We start from the raw sequence: 17,939 nt of genomic DNA on the forward strand, positions 1-17,939 counted from the left end.
GTCGGTGATTTCAGCAGTCTTTTATCACACCTTGTGCAGCTTGTAAGGATAGACTTGGTCCGCATTCCACTGGCAGCCATAAAGATCGCCTGCATCATCCACGCAGACGTCATGCACATTCCGGAAAACAGGCTGGTCCTGCAGCAGCAGACTCACCTGGTCTCCCTCATACTTGGGCTGCTGCCCGCCCGGTGCGGAAATGACGCGGTTGTTCTTGTCCAGGATGATGATGAAGCCCCGCTCACGCCACATGCGGTAGTCATTGGGCTTCATGCCAAAGCACACGCCTGAGAGCAGCAGATCTCCCGCAATAACCGGGCGGCTCATGAAGGCCCCGGGAAGATACACGGAATGCGAATAGGTGCCATCGAGCTGATACCAGTGAAATTCATTACGTATACGCTCCGTGCAGAGCACCAGCGGCGTGGGTCCACGGGTGTCGATGGTCACACCATGCGCCTGCATGAACTTCCCCGCATTCATCGCCTGGGTGCTGTTACCGCCGAATTTACGGATGAATTTCCCAGCAGCGTCAAACTGCAGGATGAACTGGGAGCCGTAGCCGTCTGCAACGTAGATGTCGCCATTCGGTCCCGCCACTGCCTCGGTGGGAGCGTATTTGGTCACGGCATCGTAAGCACCACAGTCCTTCGCATGCGGCAGTTCCAACACGACCTCGCCCGACAGGCTCGTTTTGACGACGCGGCCACCGCCCGGATCACAAAGCAGCAGGGATTCTTTGCCATCTCGCACATCCAGGCTCAGCCCATGGCCTCCGCGCAGTTTCAGAGTCCAGGCATCGAGCACCTTGCCCTCTTTATCGAAGATGAGGATGTTGTTCTTCGCCTCGTCAGTGATCATGATCAGCCTCTTCTGCGCATCCATGACCATCTCATGGCAGTTTTTCACGGGATGTTTCTCCCGGTTCGCCTTGCACCATTCCAGATCCACACGGTAGCGATGCTCGCCATGCCCGATGATGGCTCCGTTAAGCGAGGTCTTGCTCTGCGCCTTCACAAAAGGGGCCGCGAGAGCGGAGGCAGTGGTCGTGGAGATAAAACGGCGGCGGTTCATGACCCAACGTAACACCCCAATCCCTCGGCTCCTTTCGAGAAAGAAAGCGCTACAGCTCTGATATCCGGCTCCTGAAGGTCGGCAGCCGCAGCTTCCAGCGTATGGCCGCAAGCCTCAGCGACAGGATGACCGCCATGCCAATGTAGCGGTCGCTCTCCGAGGCTGGGAACCACTGGCGCAGCAGCACAAACACCAGCGCCCCGGCAAACGCAGCCGTTGCATACAGATACACCTCCGCCTGGAAAACCCACGGCACCTCGCAACGCAGCACATCTCGCAAAATGCCGCCTGCCACGCCAGTCACCACCCCCAGCAGCACCGCCACGACCCCGGGAACGCCAAAGGCCAGCGCCTTCTCCGTGCCGGCGATGCCAAAGAGCGCCAGCCCAAAGGCATCTGCCAGCAGCAGCAACCTCGGGGGCACGTGTGTAAAGCGGACAAAGACAAACATAGCCACTGCAGCGATGAGCGCCGTCCATACATGCATCGGCTGCTTGATCCAGAACACCGGCTGGGCGCCGAGGCAGAGGTCACGGATCGTGCCGCCGCCCACCGCCGTCACCAGCGCCAGCACCATCACGCCAAAGAGATCCATTCGCTTCCCCTCAGCAGCCAGCACACCGGAAATGGCGCAGACGGCGACGGCAAAATATTCGATCCAGGCAGGCATCACTTCACGGGTTGTTCAGGTTTTTGCACAGGAGGCGGTTCCGGGTTCCACTCCGGAGAGGGCCGGATGCCGAGATGCTGGTAGATCATCGGCACGAGTGCGGTTTGTGGCGTTGGTTCTGTGAGCATTTTCTCTTTGGGCAGACTTGCACCATGGGCAGCAAGCCAGATCTGTCGCTCTTCATCGCTGTCGCCGCCATGCTTGTTGCCGAGCCCGCCATGATCCGTCGTGACGAGCACCAGCCAGTCCTCTTCGGCAAACCTGGGCCTCGCCCGCATGGCCCGCAGCAGTTCTCCGATGTGCGAGTCCACGTGGCTGATGGCGTTCAGATACAGCGCGCTGTCGGGCGAAAAGCTGGCTCGCGAATCTGTCGCCCCATGTCCAAATTCATCCACCTGTCCAAAATAGACAAACATCACGTCCGGATCTCTGCCGCTTAATGTTTTGAGCGCGGCATCCCGCACCTCGATGTCCTTTTCAGGATTGTCCACAAAGTGTCGCGAAGCATCTGGCGCCCGGGTAAATTTCACATCCAGAAACTCCGCATCCCCTTTGCGCGATCCGTCCGCGATGAAGTCATGGATCGGCGGCCAGTCTGCAAACGACGCGCAAAAAGCCTGCGGCTGCACCTCTTTGATCCGCCTCATGAAATGGGCATAAGTCTGGAAGCGCCCGCCGATGAACCGGTTGTCTTTGACTCCGTGCCGGTCCATCCACACTCCGGTGAGCAGGCTGGTCCAGCCCGGCCCGCTGACAGTGGGCTGATGAGTAGCCGCGCCCATTTCACCACCCGCATAAAACTTTCGTGTAAACACCCCGCGCTCGCTCTCGCAGAGCATCTTCAGTTGCGGCGCAAGTCCACGCTCCATGGCAGCAGCCACCGCATCCGCCCGGCAGCCGTCGATGCCAATAAACAGCACCCGTTTGCCGGCAAAGTCGCTGTCTTTTCCCGGCCCGTAGGCGGACAGCTGGCCGGCGCAGCCAAGGCAGATCAAAACAAGGGTAATGGCAGATTTCATAGGATGTAGCAGCTCAGTGCTTGGTGTATTGCTCGATGCCGTTGAGCAGCATCTGCACTGCCACCATGACGAGCAGCATGCCCATGAGACGCTCCACGGCCATCGATCCTTTCTCCTTGAGCACTCGGGCAATGGCAGGTGCGCACAGCAGCACCGCAGCCGTGACGCACCACGCGATCATCAGCGCGGCAAACCACCTCCAGAGCTGCTCAGGATGCGTGCTCACCAGCACCAGCAGCGTGGCAAGCACGGAAGGCCCCGCGATCATCGGAACGGCAAGCGGCACGATGAACGGCTCTGTCATCACTTCCTCCTTCTCACGGCGCGATGGCGGAAAAATCATCTTCAGGGCGATGAGAAAGAGCACAATGCCACCGCTGATGAACAGGGCCTCCTGCTTCAAATGCAGAAGCCCCAGCACCCAGGGGCCGAGGAAGAGAAACAGGATCAGAATCACCAGCGCTATGATGAGTTCCCGCGCAATCACCCGCAGGCGCCGCTCTGGCGGCACCGGACGCAGCCCTGACACAAACGTGGCCACATTCCCCAGCGGGTCCATGATCGTGATCAGCAGCAGCGTGGCGGAAAGCGTGTCCATGGCGGCATTCAGCCCTTGTTTGTGACGGGTGCAACCAAGGTTGCACGTTCTTCCCCCGTTCGAGATCCCAGATTGCCGTAGCGGTGATAATCAAAGCTCACGCTCTGCTCCTGCACATACCACAGCAGTTCCACGCGCCCCTCAGCAAGCACCGGTGCATCGGCAATGTAAATGCAGGACTCCGCAGCGGCACGCCGGACTGCTTCAGGCACACGATCTGCGGCGGCGTAGCGGACACGGCACACATGACCGTCACGGATGGACCCCGCGAATGCTTCGTCGTCTTCTTCTGCAAATTCGATCAGACCTGCCCAGTCCAGCGTCAGCTTCTCCAGAAGATCCAATTCATAGGTGTCCAGTCCACAAGGCCTGCTGACAATCGCTCTCGCACCCGTCGCCCTCACTGCCGCCACACGCGTGAAGATTTCAAAAAAGCCGTCCTCGCGGCTTACACGCACATGGACAGCACGCAGCGGCAGATAACGTCGGACATTATCCTGGCCTGCAAGACGGAAATGATCGTGCTCACAGCAGAACTCAGTGCGCCACCATTGATCAAGGCTCTGCAATGCCTGCAGGGTGCGCCAATGCTGCTCTGGCGGCACGCCACACGAATCATTCACGATTTTCGCATTCAGCTGCTCCAAAGCTGGATTGCTCAGAGGTTCATCACCCGGACGTTTCAGAGCCACCTCAAACTTCATGAACTGCGCCACATAGTTTGGCCCGCCAGCTTTGAGCCCAGGACCGAAAGCACTCCTGCCCATGCCTCCAAAGGGCTGCCGTAGCACGACAGCACCTGTGGTTCCGCGGTTGATGTAGAGATTCCCGGCACGGATGCCAGCCTTCCACTCGGCCTGCTCACGGTCATCCAGGCTTTCCAGACCGCTGGTCAGGCCATACCCGGTTTGATTGACGATCGCGATGGCCTCATGCAGTTTTTCAAATCTCATCACTCCCAGCACCGGCCCGAAGAACTCGGTCATATGGGTGTAGCTGCCCGGCCGCACCCCCCATTTGATGCCAGGTGACCAGAGGCATTCGTTGCCCTCCAGCTTGCACGGCATCAGCGCCCAGGATTCCCCTTCTTCAAGCGTAAGCAGGGCGTTTTCGAGATCTCCTGACGGTGGCCGGATCAGCGGGCCCATCTTGGTCTGAAGCTGCCACGCAGAACCGACGGTGATGCTCTCCGCAGCCTCCACAAGCGCACGTTTGAACCCCTCATCATCATACACCTCCGCCTCCAGCAGCAGCAGGGAGGTGGCGGAGCACTTCTGTCCCGCATGGCTGAAGGCCGAGTGCAGCACATTCTTGATGGCCTGGTCACGGTCAGACATTGCCGTGACGATGGTGGCGTTTTTGCCACCCGTCTCAGCGCTCAGCGGCAGGTCCGGCTTGGCGCGCAGCATGCTCAGCGCCGTCTCCGTTCCTCCAGTCAGAATGACTGCATCCACCTTGGCATGCTGCACCAGTTGCGCCCCTTCCCTGCCACCTGAGCAGGGGGCAAACTGCAGCGTCTTTCTGGATACACCGCCGCGCCAGAAGCACTGGCACAGCTCCCACGCAGGCAGCACGGCATCAGAGGCAGGCTTCAGAACGACCGTATTCCCCGCCGCCAGCGCAGCGGCAATGCCACCGCAGGGAATGGCTATGGGGAAATTCCATGGCGACACTACGACCACCACTCCTTTGCCAGAAGCAGCGACATCCGGCAGCTCGTGGAAGGCGTGTGCCGCCCGTGAGTAGAACTCGATGAAATCCACCGCCTCGCTCACCTCGGGGTCCGCTTCAGCCAGCGTCTTGCCGCAGTTTGCCAGCGCAGCCCCCATCAGGTCAGCACGCGCCCGGCGCACTTCCCTGGCCACCTGCGCCATCACCGCCTGTCTTTCGTGGCAGGACAAGGCGCGCCACCCATCTTCATCCCTGGCCGCGCATTCCACCGCACGCACAATGTCCTGGCTGTCGGCCTGCACATGGCGCCCTGCCACCGCTCCCGGACGCGACGGGTCACGGCACTCGCGCACCTCACGCCCGGCGGAAATTTCCACGCCATCAATCACCAGCGGCACCTCCACAAGACGCCGTTCCCATGACGCCACAATGCCCTGCGCCCACTGCGCATGGTGCGGCAGCGCCCAGTCGGTGTCAGGTTCGTTGGTGAAAGCCCGAAAATCAGACTTTGCACCCGCTGCGGGAGAGGCTTGATCCGCCCGGATCTCTTTTCTGCGGTCCTGCGTTCGGCGTGGCTCGGCACTGAGTGTGCTGATACGTGCAAAGGCCTCGCGAAAGCCCCGCTCCAGCTGGTGCCAGTGCTCACTGCCCGGCACGAGATTGAAGGCATGGCGCAGAAAATTTTCAGGCCCGGTGTTTTCATCCAGACGGCGGATGAGGTAGCCTATCGCGCTGAGAAAGTGCTCCCTGCGGCACACAGGCGCGTACAGCAGCAGCTGCGGAGCCTCCTCAAACAGCGCACGCCGCTGATGGTTGGCCATGCCTTCGAGCATTTCAAACTGTACACGCTCCATCGCGTCGTTCTGCCGGGCCAGCGTGAGCGCATAGGCCACATCAAAAAGATTGTGCGAGGCCACACCCAGCTTCACCGCAGCCAGATTGTCAGCACGGAATCCTTCATGCAGCATGCGCTTGTAGTTCGCATCCGTGTCAGCCTTGGTTTCATAGGGTGACTGCGGCCAGCCTTTGACGGCGGCCTCAAAGCGCTCCATCTCCATGTTCGCCCCTTTCACGATGCGCATCGTGATGCCCGCCCCGCCTCCGGCCACACGCCCCCGCGCCCACTCATGCACGCGCTGCTGCCAGATGAATGAGTCAGGAATGTAGGCCTGCAGCACGATGCCCGCACTCACCTTCTCCAGCCCATGCCGCTCCAGCGCGCGCATAAAAACCTCGCACGTCAGGCTCAGGTCCCGGTACTCCTCCATGTCCAGGTAGATGAATTTCGGCACCTGCGTTCCGTCACGTCGCGTGAAAGTGGCGCGTGCGGCGCTGCGATACAGCCGCTCAAGCCGCTCGCTGAGAATCGAGATCGTATGCTCCCGCGAGATCGGAGACATCTGCGAGTAAAGCGTGGATATTTTGACCGAAAACACCTCCGTCTCCGCGTGCTGCAAGGCTTCCAGGTACAAGCTGAGCCTGCGCTCCGCCTCCGCCTCGCTGAGAATGGCCTCCCCGAGGAAGTTCACATTCATTCGCACCCCTTGTGCAGTGCGTTGGCGCAGGTGCTCGGCCAGCACCTCGGGCTCCGCAGGCAGGATGACATTGGCCGTCTCATGCCTCATATGCTCCTTGACCATCGGCACGGAGACACCCGGCAGCCAGCCTCCAAAGGTCTGAAAGCCGCGCAGCATCGCGCGGTCCAGCGGGCTGAAGAAGCGGGGCACGCCCTGCACATCCAGAATGTGGGTGAACTGATCTGCCACCCGCGCCGCCGACCTGGGACGAAATGCCTGATCTGTGAGCTGCACCAGCGTGGCTTTGTCCGCAGGGTTTTGCAGCATCCGGTCCAGCTCCGCCTGCTGCCGCCTCTCCGCCGGTGTCTGCAGCTCGGCAGCACGAAGCTGCAGCCGGCGCGCCAGCTCGACTGCCTGTGAAATCAGTTCTTCTTTCATGGCGCTGCCAGGTTAGACTCCCAGCAGCTCTTTGACAGCGATAAACGCCTGCACCGCTTTTTCGAGATCGGCACGCGTGTGCGCGGCACTGATCTGTGTGCGGATGCGCGCCCTGCCCTGCGGGACGACTGGATAGCTGAAGCCGATCACATAGACACCGCGCTCCAGCATCGCATCCGCAAACCGTGCCGCCAGTGCTGCGTCACCCAGCATCACCGGCACGATGGGGTGTTCCCCAGGCACGATGTTAAAACCTGCCGCTGCCATCTGTTCGCGGAAGAAACGGGTGTTCACCTCCAGATGATCCCTCAGGCTGGTGGACTGCTTCAGCAGGTTCAGCGCCGCGATGGACGCGCCTGCGATGCTGGGACAAAGCGTGTTGGAAAAAAGATACGGCCTCGAGCGCTGCCGCAGCAGATCGATGATTTCTTTTTTTCCGCTGGTGTAGCCGCCACTGGCACCTCCCAGCGCTTTGCCAAGAGTGCCCGTGAGAATGTCAATGCGGCCCATGACCTCGCAGTGCTCGTGAGTCCCACGGCCTGTCCGGCCCATGAAGCCGACCGCGTGCGAGTCATCCACCATCACCAGCGCCTGGTATTTGTCCGCCAGATCACAGATGGCCTTCAGCGGCGCGATAAATCCATCCATGGAGAAGACTCCATCCGTCGCGATGAGCTTGAAGCGCGCGCCTTTTTCATCCGCCGCGATCAGCTGTGCCTCCAGGTCAGCCATGTCGCAATTTTTGTAGCGGTAGCGCTGCGCTTTGCACAAACGCACGCCGTCGATGATGGAGGCGTGGTTGAGCTCGTCGCTGATGATCGCATCTTCCGGGCCCAGAATCGTTTCAAACAGCCCGCCGTTCGCATCAAAGCAGGAGCCGTAGAGAATCGTGTCCTCCATGCCAAGAAAGTCGGACAGAGCACCCTCCAGCTCCTTGTGCACCCCCTGCGTCCCGCAGATGAAGCGCACGCTGGCCAGCCCGTAGCCCCAGTGCTCCAGCGCCTCATGCGCAGCCTGCCGCACCTTGGGGTGTTGTGCCAGGCCGAGGTAATTATTGGCACAGAGGTTGAGCACCGCGCCGCCTCCGTTGGCACGCACCAGCGTCCCTTGGGGCGTGGACAGCACCCGCTCGCGTTTGTAGGTGCCCGCAGCGCGGATGGCATCGAGCTGTGTTCCAAGGTGAGTCGTGAAGGTTGGGCTCATGATTGAACGGTATAATGGATTAACTTCCCATATATTAGCAACAAGCATTTTTCGCCTGCTCGGACAGGCGCTGCCTTCATAAGAACGCCACCCGCCAGGCGTATCACACCTCACAATTCATGACGTCGGGTCACCTTGAGCTTTGCACCAGGCGCAACCCCTACCCATAACGCAATCGGAAGCGGCGCGCACCGCCGGATCCCAGCGTCTCAAAAAGCTTTGACCACCAGTTCACGAAAAGCCCGGACATGCGCAGGCTCGAAGCGCCCCTTGCGCTGCACCAGAAAGACCTCCTCGTGGCCAAACAGCGCGGCGGCTTCCCGCACCACGACTTCGACCTCACCCGCTCCACGCTTCGGCGGCTTCACACTCGCCGCACTCGTTCCGATCGCGATGCCAAAACCGATGGCGACATAGTTCATCAGCAGGGCGCGGTTCGTGGCTGTCACTGTGACGTTCATGCGGTCTGCCAGCCCGGCCCGGGCAAACACCTGGCGGATCTGCCGGTGGGAGCTGCTCTCCACCGGAGCCAGCACCAAGGGCTGGCTGACGATGCCCTCCAGCGTCAGCTGGCGCACACGCGCCAGCGCATGATCCGCGGGACACATGAGATAAAAGGCATAGCGCGCCAGCGGCTGGTATTGAAACTGCGGCATCACCTGGTCTCCGGCTGCCTTGCCCATGATGGCGAGATCCGCCTCATCCCTCTCGATCACCTGCCGGGCAAGGTAGGAGGGCCGGTCCAGCAGCACCAGCTTCACATTGGGATGATTCTGACGATACAGGATGATGGGCCGCCTGAGCGCGCCGGTGAGCATCGCAGCCGGTGCCACGACCGTCAGTGTGCGCGCAGCAGTGCTGCGCTGATCCTCAAACAACGCCCGCAGACCATCAAAGGACTCGACCAGCGGCGCAGCCAGGTCCACCAGCGCACGCCCATCATCGGTGAGTGAAACCTTGGATCCTTCCGCAACGACAAACTGCACCCCGTATTCATCCTCCAGCGCACGGATCTGCTGCCAGACGGAGGGTACAGCCAGCCCCATGGCCGCCGCAGTCGCCGCAAAGCTGCCCTGCCGCGAAAGCTCCACCAGAGAGCGGATCTGCCGGAAACGCACCTCCTTGAAATAACGACGCGCCGGAGACTCGGCTGTTCTGCCGATTCTTTGGGGGGCGCTGGATTTTGCTTTCATCGTCAGTCTTCTCCTAAGAGAATTTTAAGACGATAGCAAGAGCCGTAAATTTAAGCGGACCAGTCCAGCACGACCTTCCCGCAGTTGCCGGACTCCATGGCGGCAAAGCCTTTTTCATATTCCGTGTAGTGGTACCGGTGCGTGATCACGGGCTTGATGTTCACGCCGCTCTCCAGCAGCACGCTCATGTAATACCACGTCTCATACATCTGGCGGCCGTAGATGCCTTTGATGGTCAGCATGTTGAAGATGACCTTGTTCCAGTCGATGGCGATCTGCTCGCTCGGGATGCCCAGCATGGCAATCTTGCCGCCGTGGCACATGTTGTCGATCATGCTGCGAAAGGCGGCGGCGTTTCCGCTCATCTCCAGCCCGACGTCAAAGCCCTCCTTCATCCCGAGCTGCATTTGCACGTCTTCGATGGATTCGTTCTTCACGTTCACCGCCCGGGTCGCCCCCATCTGGCGCGCCAGATCCAGCCGGTATTCGTTCACATCCGTGATGACGACATGGCGCGCCCCGGCATGCTTCACCACCGGAATGGCCATGATGCCGATGGGCCCCGCCCCTGTGATCAGCACATCCTCACCCAGGCATTCAAACGCCAGCGCCGTGTGCACGGCATTGCCAAAGGGATCAAAGATGCTCGCCACATCCTCATCCACCCCCTCGCGGTGGTGCCAGACATTCGTCATCGGCACGCTGATGTATTCGGCAAAGGCCCCGGTGCGGTTCACGCCGATGCCCACGGTGTCTTTGCAAAGATGACGCCGGCCCGCGAGGCAGTTGCGGCAGCGCCCGCACACCACATGCCCCTCCGCGCTGACGATCTCGCCCGGATGGAAGTCGTTCACGTTGGAGCCCACGGAGACGACCTCTCCCACAAACTCATGCCCCACCACCATCGGCACGGGTATCGTCTTCTGCGCCCAGGCGTCCCATTTGTAAATGTGCAGGTCCGTGCCGCAGATCCCGGTCTTGTGCACTTTGATGAGGACATCATTGATGCCCACCTGCGGCTCCGGGACATCCTGGAGCCAGAGACCGCGTTCCGACCGTGCCTTGACGAGTGCTTTCATAGTGGTTGGTTATTCGATATATTGGACACTTGTCCATTAAGTTGGCAAACGTTATTTTTGACCTCAGGCCAGGATCTGGGGAATCACCCTGCCAAAATCGCGCTCCAGCCGCTTACGGCCAGGCACTTCCAGGCGGTGTGGGTCCAGGCCCAGCAGATGCAGGATGGTGGCATGCACGTCCGTCACATAGTGGGGGTGCTCCACAGCGTGAAAGCCCAGCTCATCCGTCCTGCCGTGGATCGTGCCGCCCTTGATGCCGCCGCCGGCCATCCACACGCTGAAGCCATACGGATGATGATCACGGCCATCGCTGCCCTGACTGCCGGGCGTGCGGCCAAATTCGGTGGCAAAAACGACGAGCGTGTCCTCCAGCATCCCGCGCTGTTTGAGATCCTTCAGCAGGCCGGAGATGGGCTTGTCCACCTGCTGCGCCAGGCTGGAGTGGTTCTTCTTCAGCCCGGAGTGCGAGTCCCATGCGCCGGCGGCTCCGTCTCCGTGCTGCAGCTGGATAAAGCGCACTCCGCGCTCCGCCAGACGGCGCGCCACGATCAGCTGCCGGGCAAAAGGCTCCGCCACCTTGTCATCCATGCCATACAGTTTCTTGGTTTCCGCGCTCTCAGCGTCCAGGTTCATCGTCTCCGGAACGGCCGTCTGCATGTTGAAGGCCAGCTGGTAGCTCTTCATGCGCGCGGCCAGCGTCTTGTCACCAGGGTACTGCTCTGCACTGAGCATGTTGAGCCGGTGAATGAGGTCAAATTGTGCCACCTGCTGTGGCTTGCCGATCTGAAACTCCGGTGCTGCATAGGTGAGCGGATTCTTCGGGTCCACCTTCAGATTCACCGCATCATAGGCCGGCCCCAGGTAGTGCCCGTCCCGCACATCAAAAAAGCGCGGCCCCATGTTGATGAAGGACGGCAGGTTGTCCGTCATCGAGCCGAGGCCGTAGGTCACCCAGGCGCCGAGCGTCGGCACCCGCGGCTCCAGCATGTGCCGTCCGCTGTGAAACTGCACCTGCGCCCCATGATTGTCATCCGTGGTCCACATGCTGCGGATGAAGGCGATCTCGTCCGCGCAGGAGCCGATGTTTGGAAACCAGTCGCTGATCTCGATGCCACACTGCCCGTAGCGCTTGTAGCCGGTCTGCAGCGGATAGATGACATTGCGCTGCTTGCCGTTCGCGTCATTCACCACCACCACTCGCACCTTCTTGAGCTTCTCGGGGTCCTGCACGTCCTTGTAGGGCGTCTCACCGATCGACTTGCCCGCATACTTCGTGAGCATGGGCTTCGGGTCAAAGCTCTCCATGTGGCTCACCCCGCCGCGCATGAAGAGCCAGATCACACGCTTGGCACGCTGGGGGATCATCGGCAGACCGTCGGGCGGCTGCCAGGCATCCTCCGCCCTGAGCATGGACGCGACAGCAATGCTGCCCAGCCCGCCAAGAATGTCCCGGCGGAGAAAAGGCGTGGGTGGCAGGTGCGGTGTCATCTCAGAGTGACGAAGTCGTTGTGGTTGATGAGCGCCTGCAGAAACAGGCTGCGGTCCTCATTCAAAGCGCGAAAGCCTTCGAGGCTGGCCTGCCTCTCGGCAGGCGCCGGCAGACGGCCCAGGATGGCCAGGAATGACTGATCTATAAAAGCGGGCGCATCCAGCTTGGCCAGCGAGCCAGCCAGCGCATTCGCACACTCACGGCTCAGCTGGCTGTTGGTCAGCGCCAGCGCCTGCTGCGGCACCACGCTTTCATTGCGGCGGTAGCACTCCAGCACATTGCTGTTGTCAAAGACCGCCAGGAAACGGTGCTCCACATCGGCGTTCTGGATAAAATACAGCGAGCGCCGCGGGCTGGTCTCCGCCATGGCAGGATCAATGCTCGGGCCTCCTAGGGCAAGGTCCAGCCGTCCCGAAAGATGCAGCAGGCTGTCACGCACGAGCTGGCTCTCCATGCGGCGCGGGTTCATGCGCCAGAGGAAAAGATTGTCAGGGTCTGCTGAAATCGTGTGCGGATCAGCTCCCGCATTGGAGGAACTGCGCCGGTACAACTCCGACAGCACCATCGTGCGGTGCAGCCACTTCATGCTCCAGCCGCTCTCCATGAAGCCAGTCGTCAGACTGTCCAGCACATCCTGATGCAGCGGAGCGTTGGCGCGGCGGCCAAAGTCGCCCACATCGGCAACCAACGGCATACCAAAATGGCGCGTCCACACGTGGTTCACCAACACGCGTGCCGTGAGCGGGTTGCGCTTGTCGGCGATCCATCGCGCCAGCGCCAGCCTGCGCCCCGTGCTGGTCTCAGGATAGGTTTGCACTTTGGCATTCCCATTCTCCTCGGGCCCTTCCTGAGCTTTGAAGCTCACCGGCAGCGAAGCATACACGTCCCCCGGTGCAGCAGCCTTCGCACGGGCTTGCTCCAGCACCTCCTTGGCGGCCTTGATCTTCTTGTCAGCATCCTTGGCCTTGGCCGCAGCCTCTGCTTTGGCCAGGTCATCCTCCGCCTTGGCTTCGGCATACCGTGCCTCGGCCAGCGCTGCAGCCTGCGCAATCGCCTTGTCCCCTTTCGCCAGGTCGGCGGCATACACCGCCTGAATCATGGCGAGGCGGAGCCCCGCCAGCTTCACCGCCCCGGCATCACCGGCCTTCTGTGCCTGGGCCAGCTGCTGATCCGCTGCTGCAAGATGATCCTTCAGCACAAATGGCAGCAGCACCGGACGCGACGAAAATGGCGGCAGTTTCACAGCCTTGGGCTCATAGGAGGCAAACTCCAGCACGCGCGGGATACCTGCGGTCATAGGCCGCGACTTGTCCTCATTTTTCTCGTCTCCCCGCACATGGCGGTAGGTCTTCTGGTCGAGGTGCAGGTCATAGACACGCGGCAGCCCGTTCTTCTCCAGATCAGACTCCCCTTCCCAAGGATCGAGACGCACGTGCAGAGGCTCAAAGATGGCGCGCATGCGGTAGTAGTCAGCCTGCTCCACTGGGTCATACTTGTGGTCATGGCACTTCACGCACTGCATCGTCAGCCCGAGGAAGGCACGGCAGGTGTGCTCGATCGTTTCATCCAGCCAGGTGGTGCGGTTAAAGAGGTAATAGCTGCGCGCCAGGAAACCAGTGGCGCGCAGATTGCTGCGATCCTCCGGCGCCAGTTCGTCGGCTGCCAGCATCTGCACAATCATCTGGTCGTAGCCCTTGTCGGCATTGAGCGCTTCCACGATCCAGTCCCGCCAGTGCCACAGGTGCTTCTGGCTGTGGCGCAGCTGAGCGCCAAGGCCATACCAGTCGCAGTAGCGCCAGATGTCCATGAAGTGGCGCGCCCACCGTTCGCCGTACTGTGGCGTGCTCAGCAGTTGATCCACCACCCGCTGCCGCGCCGGGACAGAGGTGTCCTGCAAAAAGGCTTGGATTTGCGCCGGCGTGGGCGGCAGTCCGATGAGGTCCAGATACACGCGGCGCAGCCAGAGCTCCGGCGCAGCCTCAGGCTGCGGCTTCAGGCCTTTCGCCGCCAGGCGGGCAGCCAGCAGAGCATCCATCGAGCGCCCGGATGAACGGGGCGGCTGGTAGGCCCAATGCGCACGCGGGTCTTCCTCCGGCTTTTCCTGCGCAGGCCCCGGAGCCCCCGCAGCAATCCACTCCCTCAGTTTGGCCACCTGCTCCTTCGTGAGCATGGCCCCCTCACCCTCGGGCGGCATGCGGTCGTCTTTGTCGCTGGTGGTCACACGCTCCAGCAGCATCGAGTGCTCCTTGGTCAGGATGTTTCCCCCGTCGCCGCCCTTGCGCATGGCGGCCGCCGTGTCCACCCGGAGCTCGGCCTTCTGCTTCAGGGCTCCGTGGCAGGCGTAGCAGCGCTCCTTCAGCAGGGGCTTGATCTCTTTCTCATAATCCACCGCCGAAACCGTCAGAGCCAGTGAAGCCACACACGCACCCACCATCCAGCCTCGTGGCGGAACGAGGTGGCTCAACGGCTGAAACACGGCTTTTTGCATGAAATGGGAGACCCAGACATTACGCCGCATCCCGGGAGACTCTTTAGGATCCACAAGCATCTTCTCATCGCCTGCTCCACAAAGTCAGATGCGAAGCCGCCCGCCCCGTTGCAGAATGGCCGATTCATTGGATCGCCACGACCCACCTCGCCGTCACCTGGATGCTCGTAGGACTCATCTGGGTGGTGCAGATCCTCGTTTATCCTCAGTTCCTGCGGGTTGCGGCTGCAGACTTCAAAGACTACCACCAGGCCCACTGCTTCAGGATCAGCCTCATTGTCGGCCCCTTGCTGTTTCTTGAAGCCAGCTCCGCCGCATGGCTGATCTACGAAGGAAAAAGGACGGTGCCGTTTCTCTTCAGCGCGGGCCTGGTCGGAGTCATCTGGCTCTCCACCGCCATCCTTCAGGCCCCCGCCCACACCAGACTCATGCGCGGGTTGGATGCCGCCCTCGTCCGTCATGTCATCCGCACCAACTGGATCCGCACGCTCGCATGGACAGCACGCGGCCTTCTCGTTAGCGTGGCCCTGCCATGACCAAATCCCTGCTTCTTTCCTTTCTGCTCTCCAGCACTCTGCTCTGCGCCCAGAGCGCACTTCAGCTGACAGCGCCGGAAATCAGCCGGGACGCCGCAGGCACCGTGACTTTGAAAAGCACCGCTCCAGGCACCACGATCCTCTACACGCTCGACGGCGCGGACCCCATTGCCAAGTCCAACCCCTACCTCGCCCCCATCGACCTCCCCTCAGGCGGCACGCTGAAAACCAGAACCTTTGCCCTGGACCGCAAAACCATGAGCGAACCCGCCCAGGCTGTTTTTGAACCGCTGGCCGGTCACAAACCGCTGCCGAGCACCGTGGTTCCTGTGACCCAGGACCGCAGCTGGCCACAGTATGACTGGGCAAAGCGCCACGCCCTCACCAGCGCTGCCGTGAAAAAAGCCAAACCTCAGATCCTCTTCATCGGCGACTCCATCACACACTTCTTCGGCGGCGAACAATTCGACGGCTATTCACTGCGCGGCCAGCAGACCTGGGGTGAGTTTTACGCACCCCGCAACGCCGGCAACCTTGGCTTCGGCTGGGACAAGACCGAGAACGTCCTCTGGCGGCTGCAGCACGGTGCAGTGGACGGCATCTCCCCCGAGCTGATCGTCATCATGATCGGCACCAACAACACGGGCACTTGCTCCGCGCCAGACATCGCCGTCGGCATCGAAGCCATTGTCCAGGAGCTCTCCAAACGCCTGCCTCAGTCGAAAATCCTCCTGCTGGGCATCTTCCCACGTGGCGAAAAGCCCAACCCACAGCGCGAGAAGATCACTGAAATCAACGGCATCATCGCCAAACTCCACGGCACTCACAACGTCGCCTTCCTCGACATCGGCCCCAAATTCCTCACGCCTGAAGGCCTGATCACCAAAGACATCATGCCCGACTTCCTTCACCCCAACGAAAAAGGCTATCGCATCTGGGCGGAAGCCATCGAGCCCACCGTCAAGCACCTGATGGGCGAGACTCAATAGGCACAAAAAAGCAGGGAATTGAAAATCCCCTGCTTCTCAGAAAGATCGTCTGCCTTACTTCGCAGGCTTCCAGTTGCGCACGAAATCGAGGCACTGGGTGATCTCCGGCACGCTGGTCTCCCAGTTGTGCTCGTACTCGCAATGCAGCGGGCCTGGATACCCCTGCGCGGCATACTCGGCGAGGATGGCGGGGATGTCGCTCTTGCCGGTGCCGAAAGGCAGGTCATGGGCCTTGACGTCACCGAAGGCCGTAAGGTCCTTCATGTGGCTGTCAAAGATGCGCCCTTTGAGAATCTTGATGCAGTCCACAGGGTTCAGCCCGCTGCGCACCCAGTGGCCCACGTCAGCACAGGAGCCCATGCGAGGGTCGCGGTTTTTGACGAGATCGAGCACGTAGTTCGGGTCCCAGAACATGTAGGCTCGGTCCAGCGGGCGCTTCGGATGGTTGTGGATGGCCATCTTGATGTCGAATTCCTTCACCAGCGCCTCGATTTTGTCGAGAGCCGTCACATCCGGCTCGGTGACGATGACGCCAATCCCGAGCTTTTTGCAGAATTCGAAAATCTTGCGGTTGGAGGCGTCGTCCTGGCCAAGCTTGACCACACCATACCCCACGGCCGTGAGCCCCTTGGCTTCGAGGTGCTTCATCACCTCGTCGATCATTTCCGGCGTCGCATTGTGGTCCCACTTCGCGTCCGGCTTGGCCGTGGAAAACTTCTGCCCTGGGTAAAACTCAATCGTCTTGCCGCCGCATTGCGCAGTTTTGTCGATGGCTTCAAACACATTGTACATGCGGAAGCTGTAGGCCTGGCAGCCGGCAAAGAACTGGCCGACTTTGGCGGCTTCAGGAATCGTGGCCGCAAACGACGCGGTGGCGAAGAGGAGGGATAGAAGTAGGTGCTTCATGGTGGGTGGAGGCGAAAGTCTGGCGAGTTCCCGGCGAAATGGAAGAACCGAGAATGGAAAATGAGCGCATGCATTCGCGTTCTGAAGAAATGCTGAAATTCCCGACCCTTCTCCTCATCTCCACCACAGCCGCCCTGGCCCAGCTGCCTTCCGCCAAGCCCATCCCCCGCATGCAGGCGGTGCCGCTGCCCCACCATGTCACCTCGTTCCAGCTCGATGGTCGTGAGCTCTCCGCCATGCATTTCGACCCTCAGGACATGCGGCCCTTCTGCTACCCCGTCCGGGCCTCCCGGGATGTGAGCCTCACCCGCATGGGCCACCCGCACGATCCGCTCACCCATTCCCACCACAACAGCGTCTGGGTGTCTCACAACATGGTCAACGACCTCGACTTCTGGGGCGACTACGCCAAAAAACAGGGCCGCATCGTGAATGTGGAGGTTTCCCGCGAAGGCTACGAAGACACCGACGAACACGCCTCCATGCGCATGGTCAACCACTGGATCAGCGAGGCGGACAAATCTGTGCAGCTCATCGAGGTCCGGCGCACAGAGATCCGCCCCATCGACGGAGCAAAAAGCTGGTTCATGATCATCGATCTGGAGCTCTCCCCGCCCAAGGGCAAAACCGCCACCTTGGGCGCCACCGGCTTCGGACTGGTGGCAGTCCGCATGGCCAGGAGCATCGGCGTGCATGATGGCGGCGGCCGCATCCTCAACTCCGAGGGGCTGCTCAATGAGGAAGCCGTTTTTCGCAAGCCCGCGCGCTGGTGCGACTACAGCGGGCGCATCACCAATGACGCCGACGGCTTCGGCGGCATCACCCTCATGAACCACCCCATGAATCCGCACAACCCCACCGCCTTCCATGTGCGCAATGACGGCTGGATGGGCTGCTGCCTGAGCCTGGACACCCCCGTGGAAGTCACCGAGGAAAAAAAGCTGCGCGTGCGCTACGCCCTCTGGGTTCATGATGGCGTGGCCACCCAGGCGGAGAGCGAGGCCCAGTGGCAGACCTTCTCCGCCATGCCCGTGGTGGATTTGGCGCTGAAACCGGCCAAGAAATAAGG

General features: G+C 61.1%; 14 protein-coding genes. 3 read left to right on the forward strand and 11 right to left on the reverse strand.

Annotated features, from left to right (window positions below; genetic code table 11):
- Nucleotides 1-24 precede the first annotated feature (24 nt).
- The 10 genes from ACZ5WW_RS11835 to ACZ5WW_RS11880 all read right to left on the reverse strand — a co-directional run bounded on the left by ACZ5WW_RS11835 (nt 25) and on the right by ACZ5WW_RS11880 (nt 14,439).
- Complete coding sequence (locus ACZ5WW_RS11835) at nt 25-1,074, reverse strand: NHL repeat-containing protein (RefSeq protein ID WP_377170939.1); 1,050 nt, start codon at nt 1,072-1,074, stop codon at nt 25-27.
- A gap of 49 nt (nt 1,075-1,123) precedes the next feature.
- Complete coding sequence (locus ACZ5WW_RS11840; protein WP_377170937.1) at nt 1,124-1,744, reverse strand: trimeric intracellular cation channel family protein; 621 nt, start codon at nt 1,742-1,744, stop codon at nt 1,124-1,126.
- On the reverse strand, nt 1,744-2,763 hold the full coding sequence (locus tag ACZ5WW_RS11845) for an alkaline phosphatase family protein (RefSeq protein ID WP_377170935.1): 1,020 nt from the start codon (nt 2,761-2,763) through the stop codon (nt 1,744-1,746). The genes ACZ5WW_RS11840 and ACZ5WW_RS11845 overlap by 1 nt, the downstream gene beginning before the upstream one ends.
- Before the next feature lie 13 nt (nt 2,764-2,776).
- On the reverse strand, nt 2,777-3,361 hold the full coding sequence (locus ACZ5WW_RS11850) for a MarC family protein (RefSeq protein ID WP_377170932.1): 585 nt from the start codon (nt 3,359-3,361) through the stop codon (nt 2,777-2,779).
- 8 nt (nt 3,362-3,369) lie between these two features.
- A complete protein-coding gene (locus tag ACZ5WW_RS11855; protein WP_377170929.1) occupies nt 3,370-6,987 on the reverse strand; it encodes a proline dehydrogenase family protein in 3,618 nt (1,205 codons plus the stop codon).
- A gap of 12 nt (nt 6,988-6,999) precedes the next feature.
- Nucleotides 7,000-8,190 carry a glycine C-acetyltransferase gene (gene kbl, locus ACZ5WW_RS11860; RefSeq protein WP_377170926.1) on the reverse strand — a complete coding sequence of 397 codons (1,191 nt, stop codon included), beginning with the start codon at nt 8,188-8,190 and terminating at the stop codon, nt 7,000-7,002.
- A 209-nt stretch (nt 8,191-8,399) separates the two neighbouring features.
- Nucleotides 8,400-9,383 (reverse strand): LysR family transcriptional regulator, encoded by a 984-nt coding sequence (locus ACZ5WW_RS11865; protein ID WP_377170924.1) that lies wholly within the window; start codon nt 9,381-9,383, stop codon nt 8,400-8,402.
- A gap of 50 nt (nt 9,384-9,433) precedes the next feature.
- Nucleotides 9,434-10,462, reverse strand: a complete 1,029-nt coding sequence (tdh, locus tag ACZ5WW_RS11870; protein WP_377170922.1) for an L-threonine 3-dehydrogenase — start codon at nt 10,460-10,462, stop codon at nt 9,434-9,436.
- A gap of 63 nt (nt 10,463-10,525) precedes the next feature.
- Nucleotides 10,526-11,950: a DUF1501 domain-containing protein gene (locus tag ACZ5WW_RS11875; RefSeq protein WP_377170920.1), complete on the reverse strand. Its 1,425-nt coding sequence runs from the start codon at nt 11,948-11,950 to the stop codon at nt 10,526-10,528.
- Nucleotides 11,947-14,439: a PSD1 and planctomycete cytochrome C domain-containing protein gene (locus ACZ5WW_RS11880; protein WP_377170918.1), complete on the reverse strand. Its 2,493-nt coding sequence runs from the start codon at nt 14,437-14,439 to the stop codon at nt 11,947-11,949. The genes ACZ5WW_RS11875 and ACZ5WW_RS11880 overlap by 4 nt, the downstream gene beginning before the upstream one ends.
- 161 nt (nt 14,440-14,600) lie before the next feature.
- On the opposite strand from ACZ5WW_RS11880, the gene ACZ5WW_RS11885 reads away from it, so the two are divergent.
- Complete coding sequence (locus ACZ5WW_RS11885) at nt 14,601-14,975, forward strand: hypothetical protein (RefSeq protein ID WP_377170916.1); 375 nt, start codon at nt 14,601-14,603, stop codon at nt 14,973-14,975.
- Nucleotides 14,972-15,964, forward strand: a complete 993-nt coding sequence (locus ACZ5WW_RS11890) for a GDSL-type esterase/lipase family protein (RefSeq protein WP_377170914.1) — start codon at nt 14,972-14,974, stop codon at nt 15,962-15,964. The genes ACZ5WW_RS11885 and ACZ5WW_RS11890 overlap by 4 nt, the downstream gene beginning before the upstream one ends.
- Before the next feature lie 54 nt (nt 15,965-16,018).
- On the opposite strand, the gene ACZ5WW_RS11895 is transcribed toward ACZ5WW_RS11890, so the two are convergent.
- Nucleotides 16,019-16,870 (reverse strand): sugar phosphate isomerase/epimerase family protein, encoded by an 852-nt coding sequence (locus tag ACZ5WW_RS11895; RefSeq protein ID WP_377170912.1) that lies wholly within the window; start codon nt 16,868-16,870, stop codon nt 16,019-16,021.
- An 89-nt stretch (nt 16,871-16,959) separates the two neighbouring features.
- Here ACZ5WW_RS11895 and ACZ5WW_RS11900 point away from each other — a divergent pair, with 89 nt between their 5' ends.
- Entirely contained in the window at nt 16,960-17,937 is a 978-nt protein-coding gene (locus ACZ5WW_RS11900; protein ID WP_377170910.1) for a DUF6807 domain-containing protein, read from the forward strand.
- Nucleotides 17,938-17,939 lie beyond the last annotated feature (2 nt).

It is taken from the genome of Prosthecobacter fluviatilis (assembly GCF_055388355.1).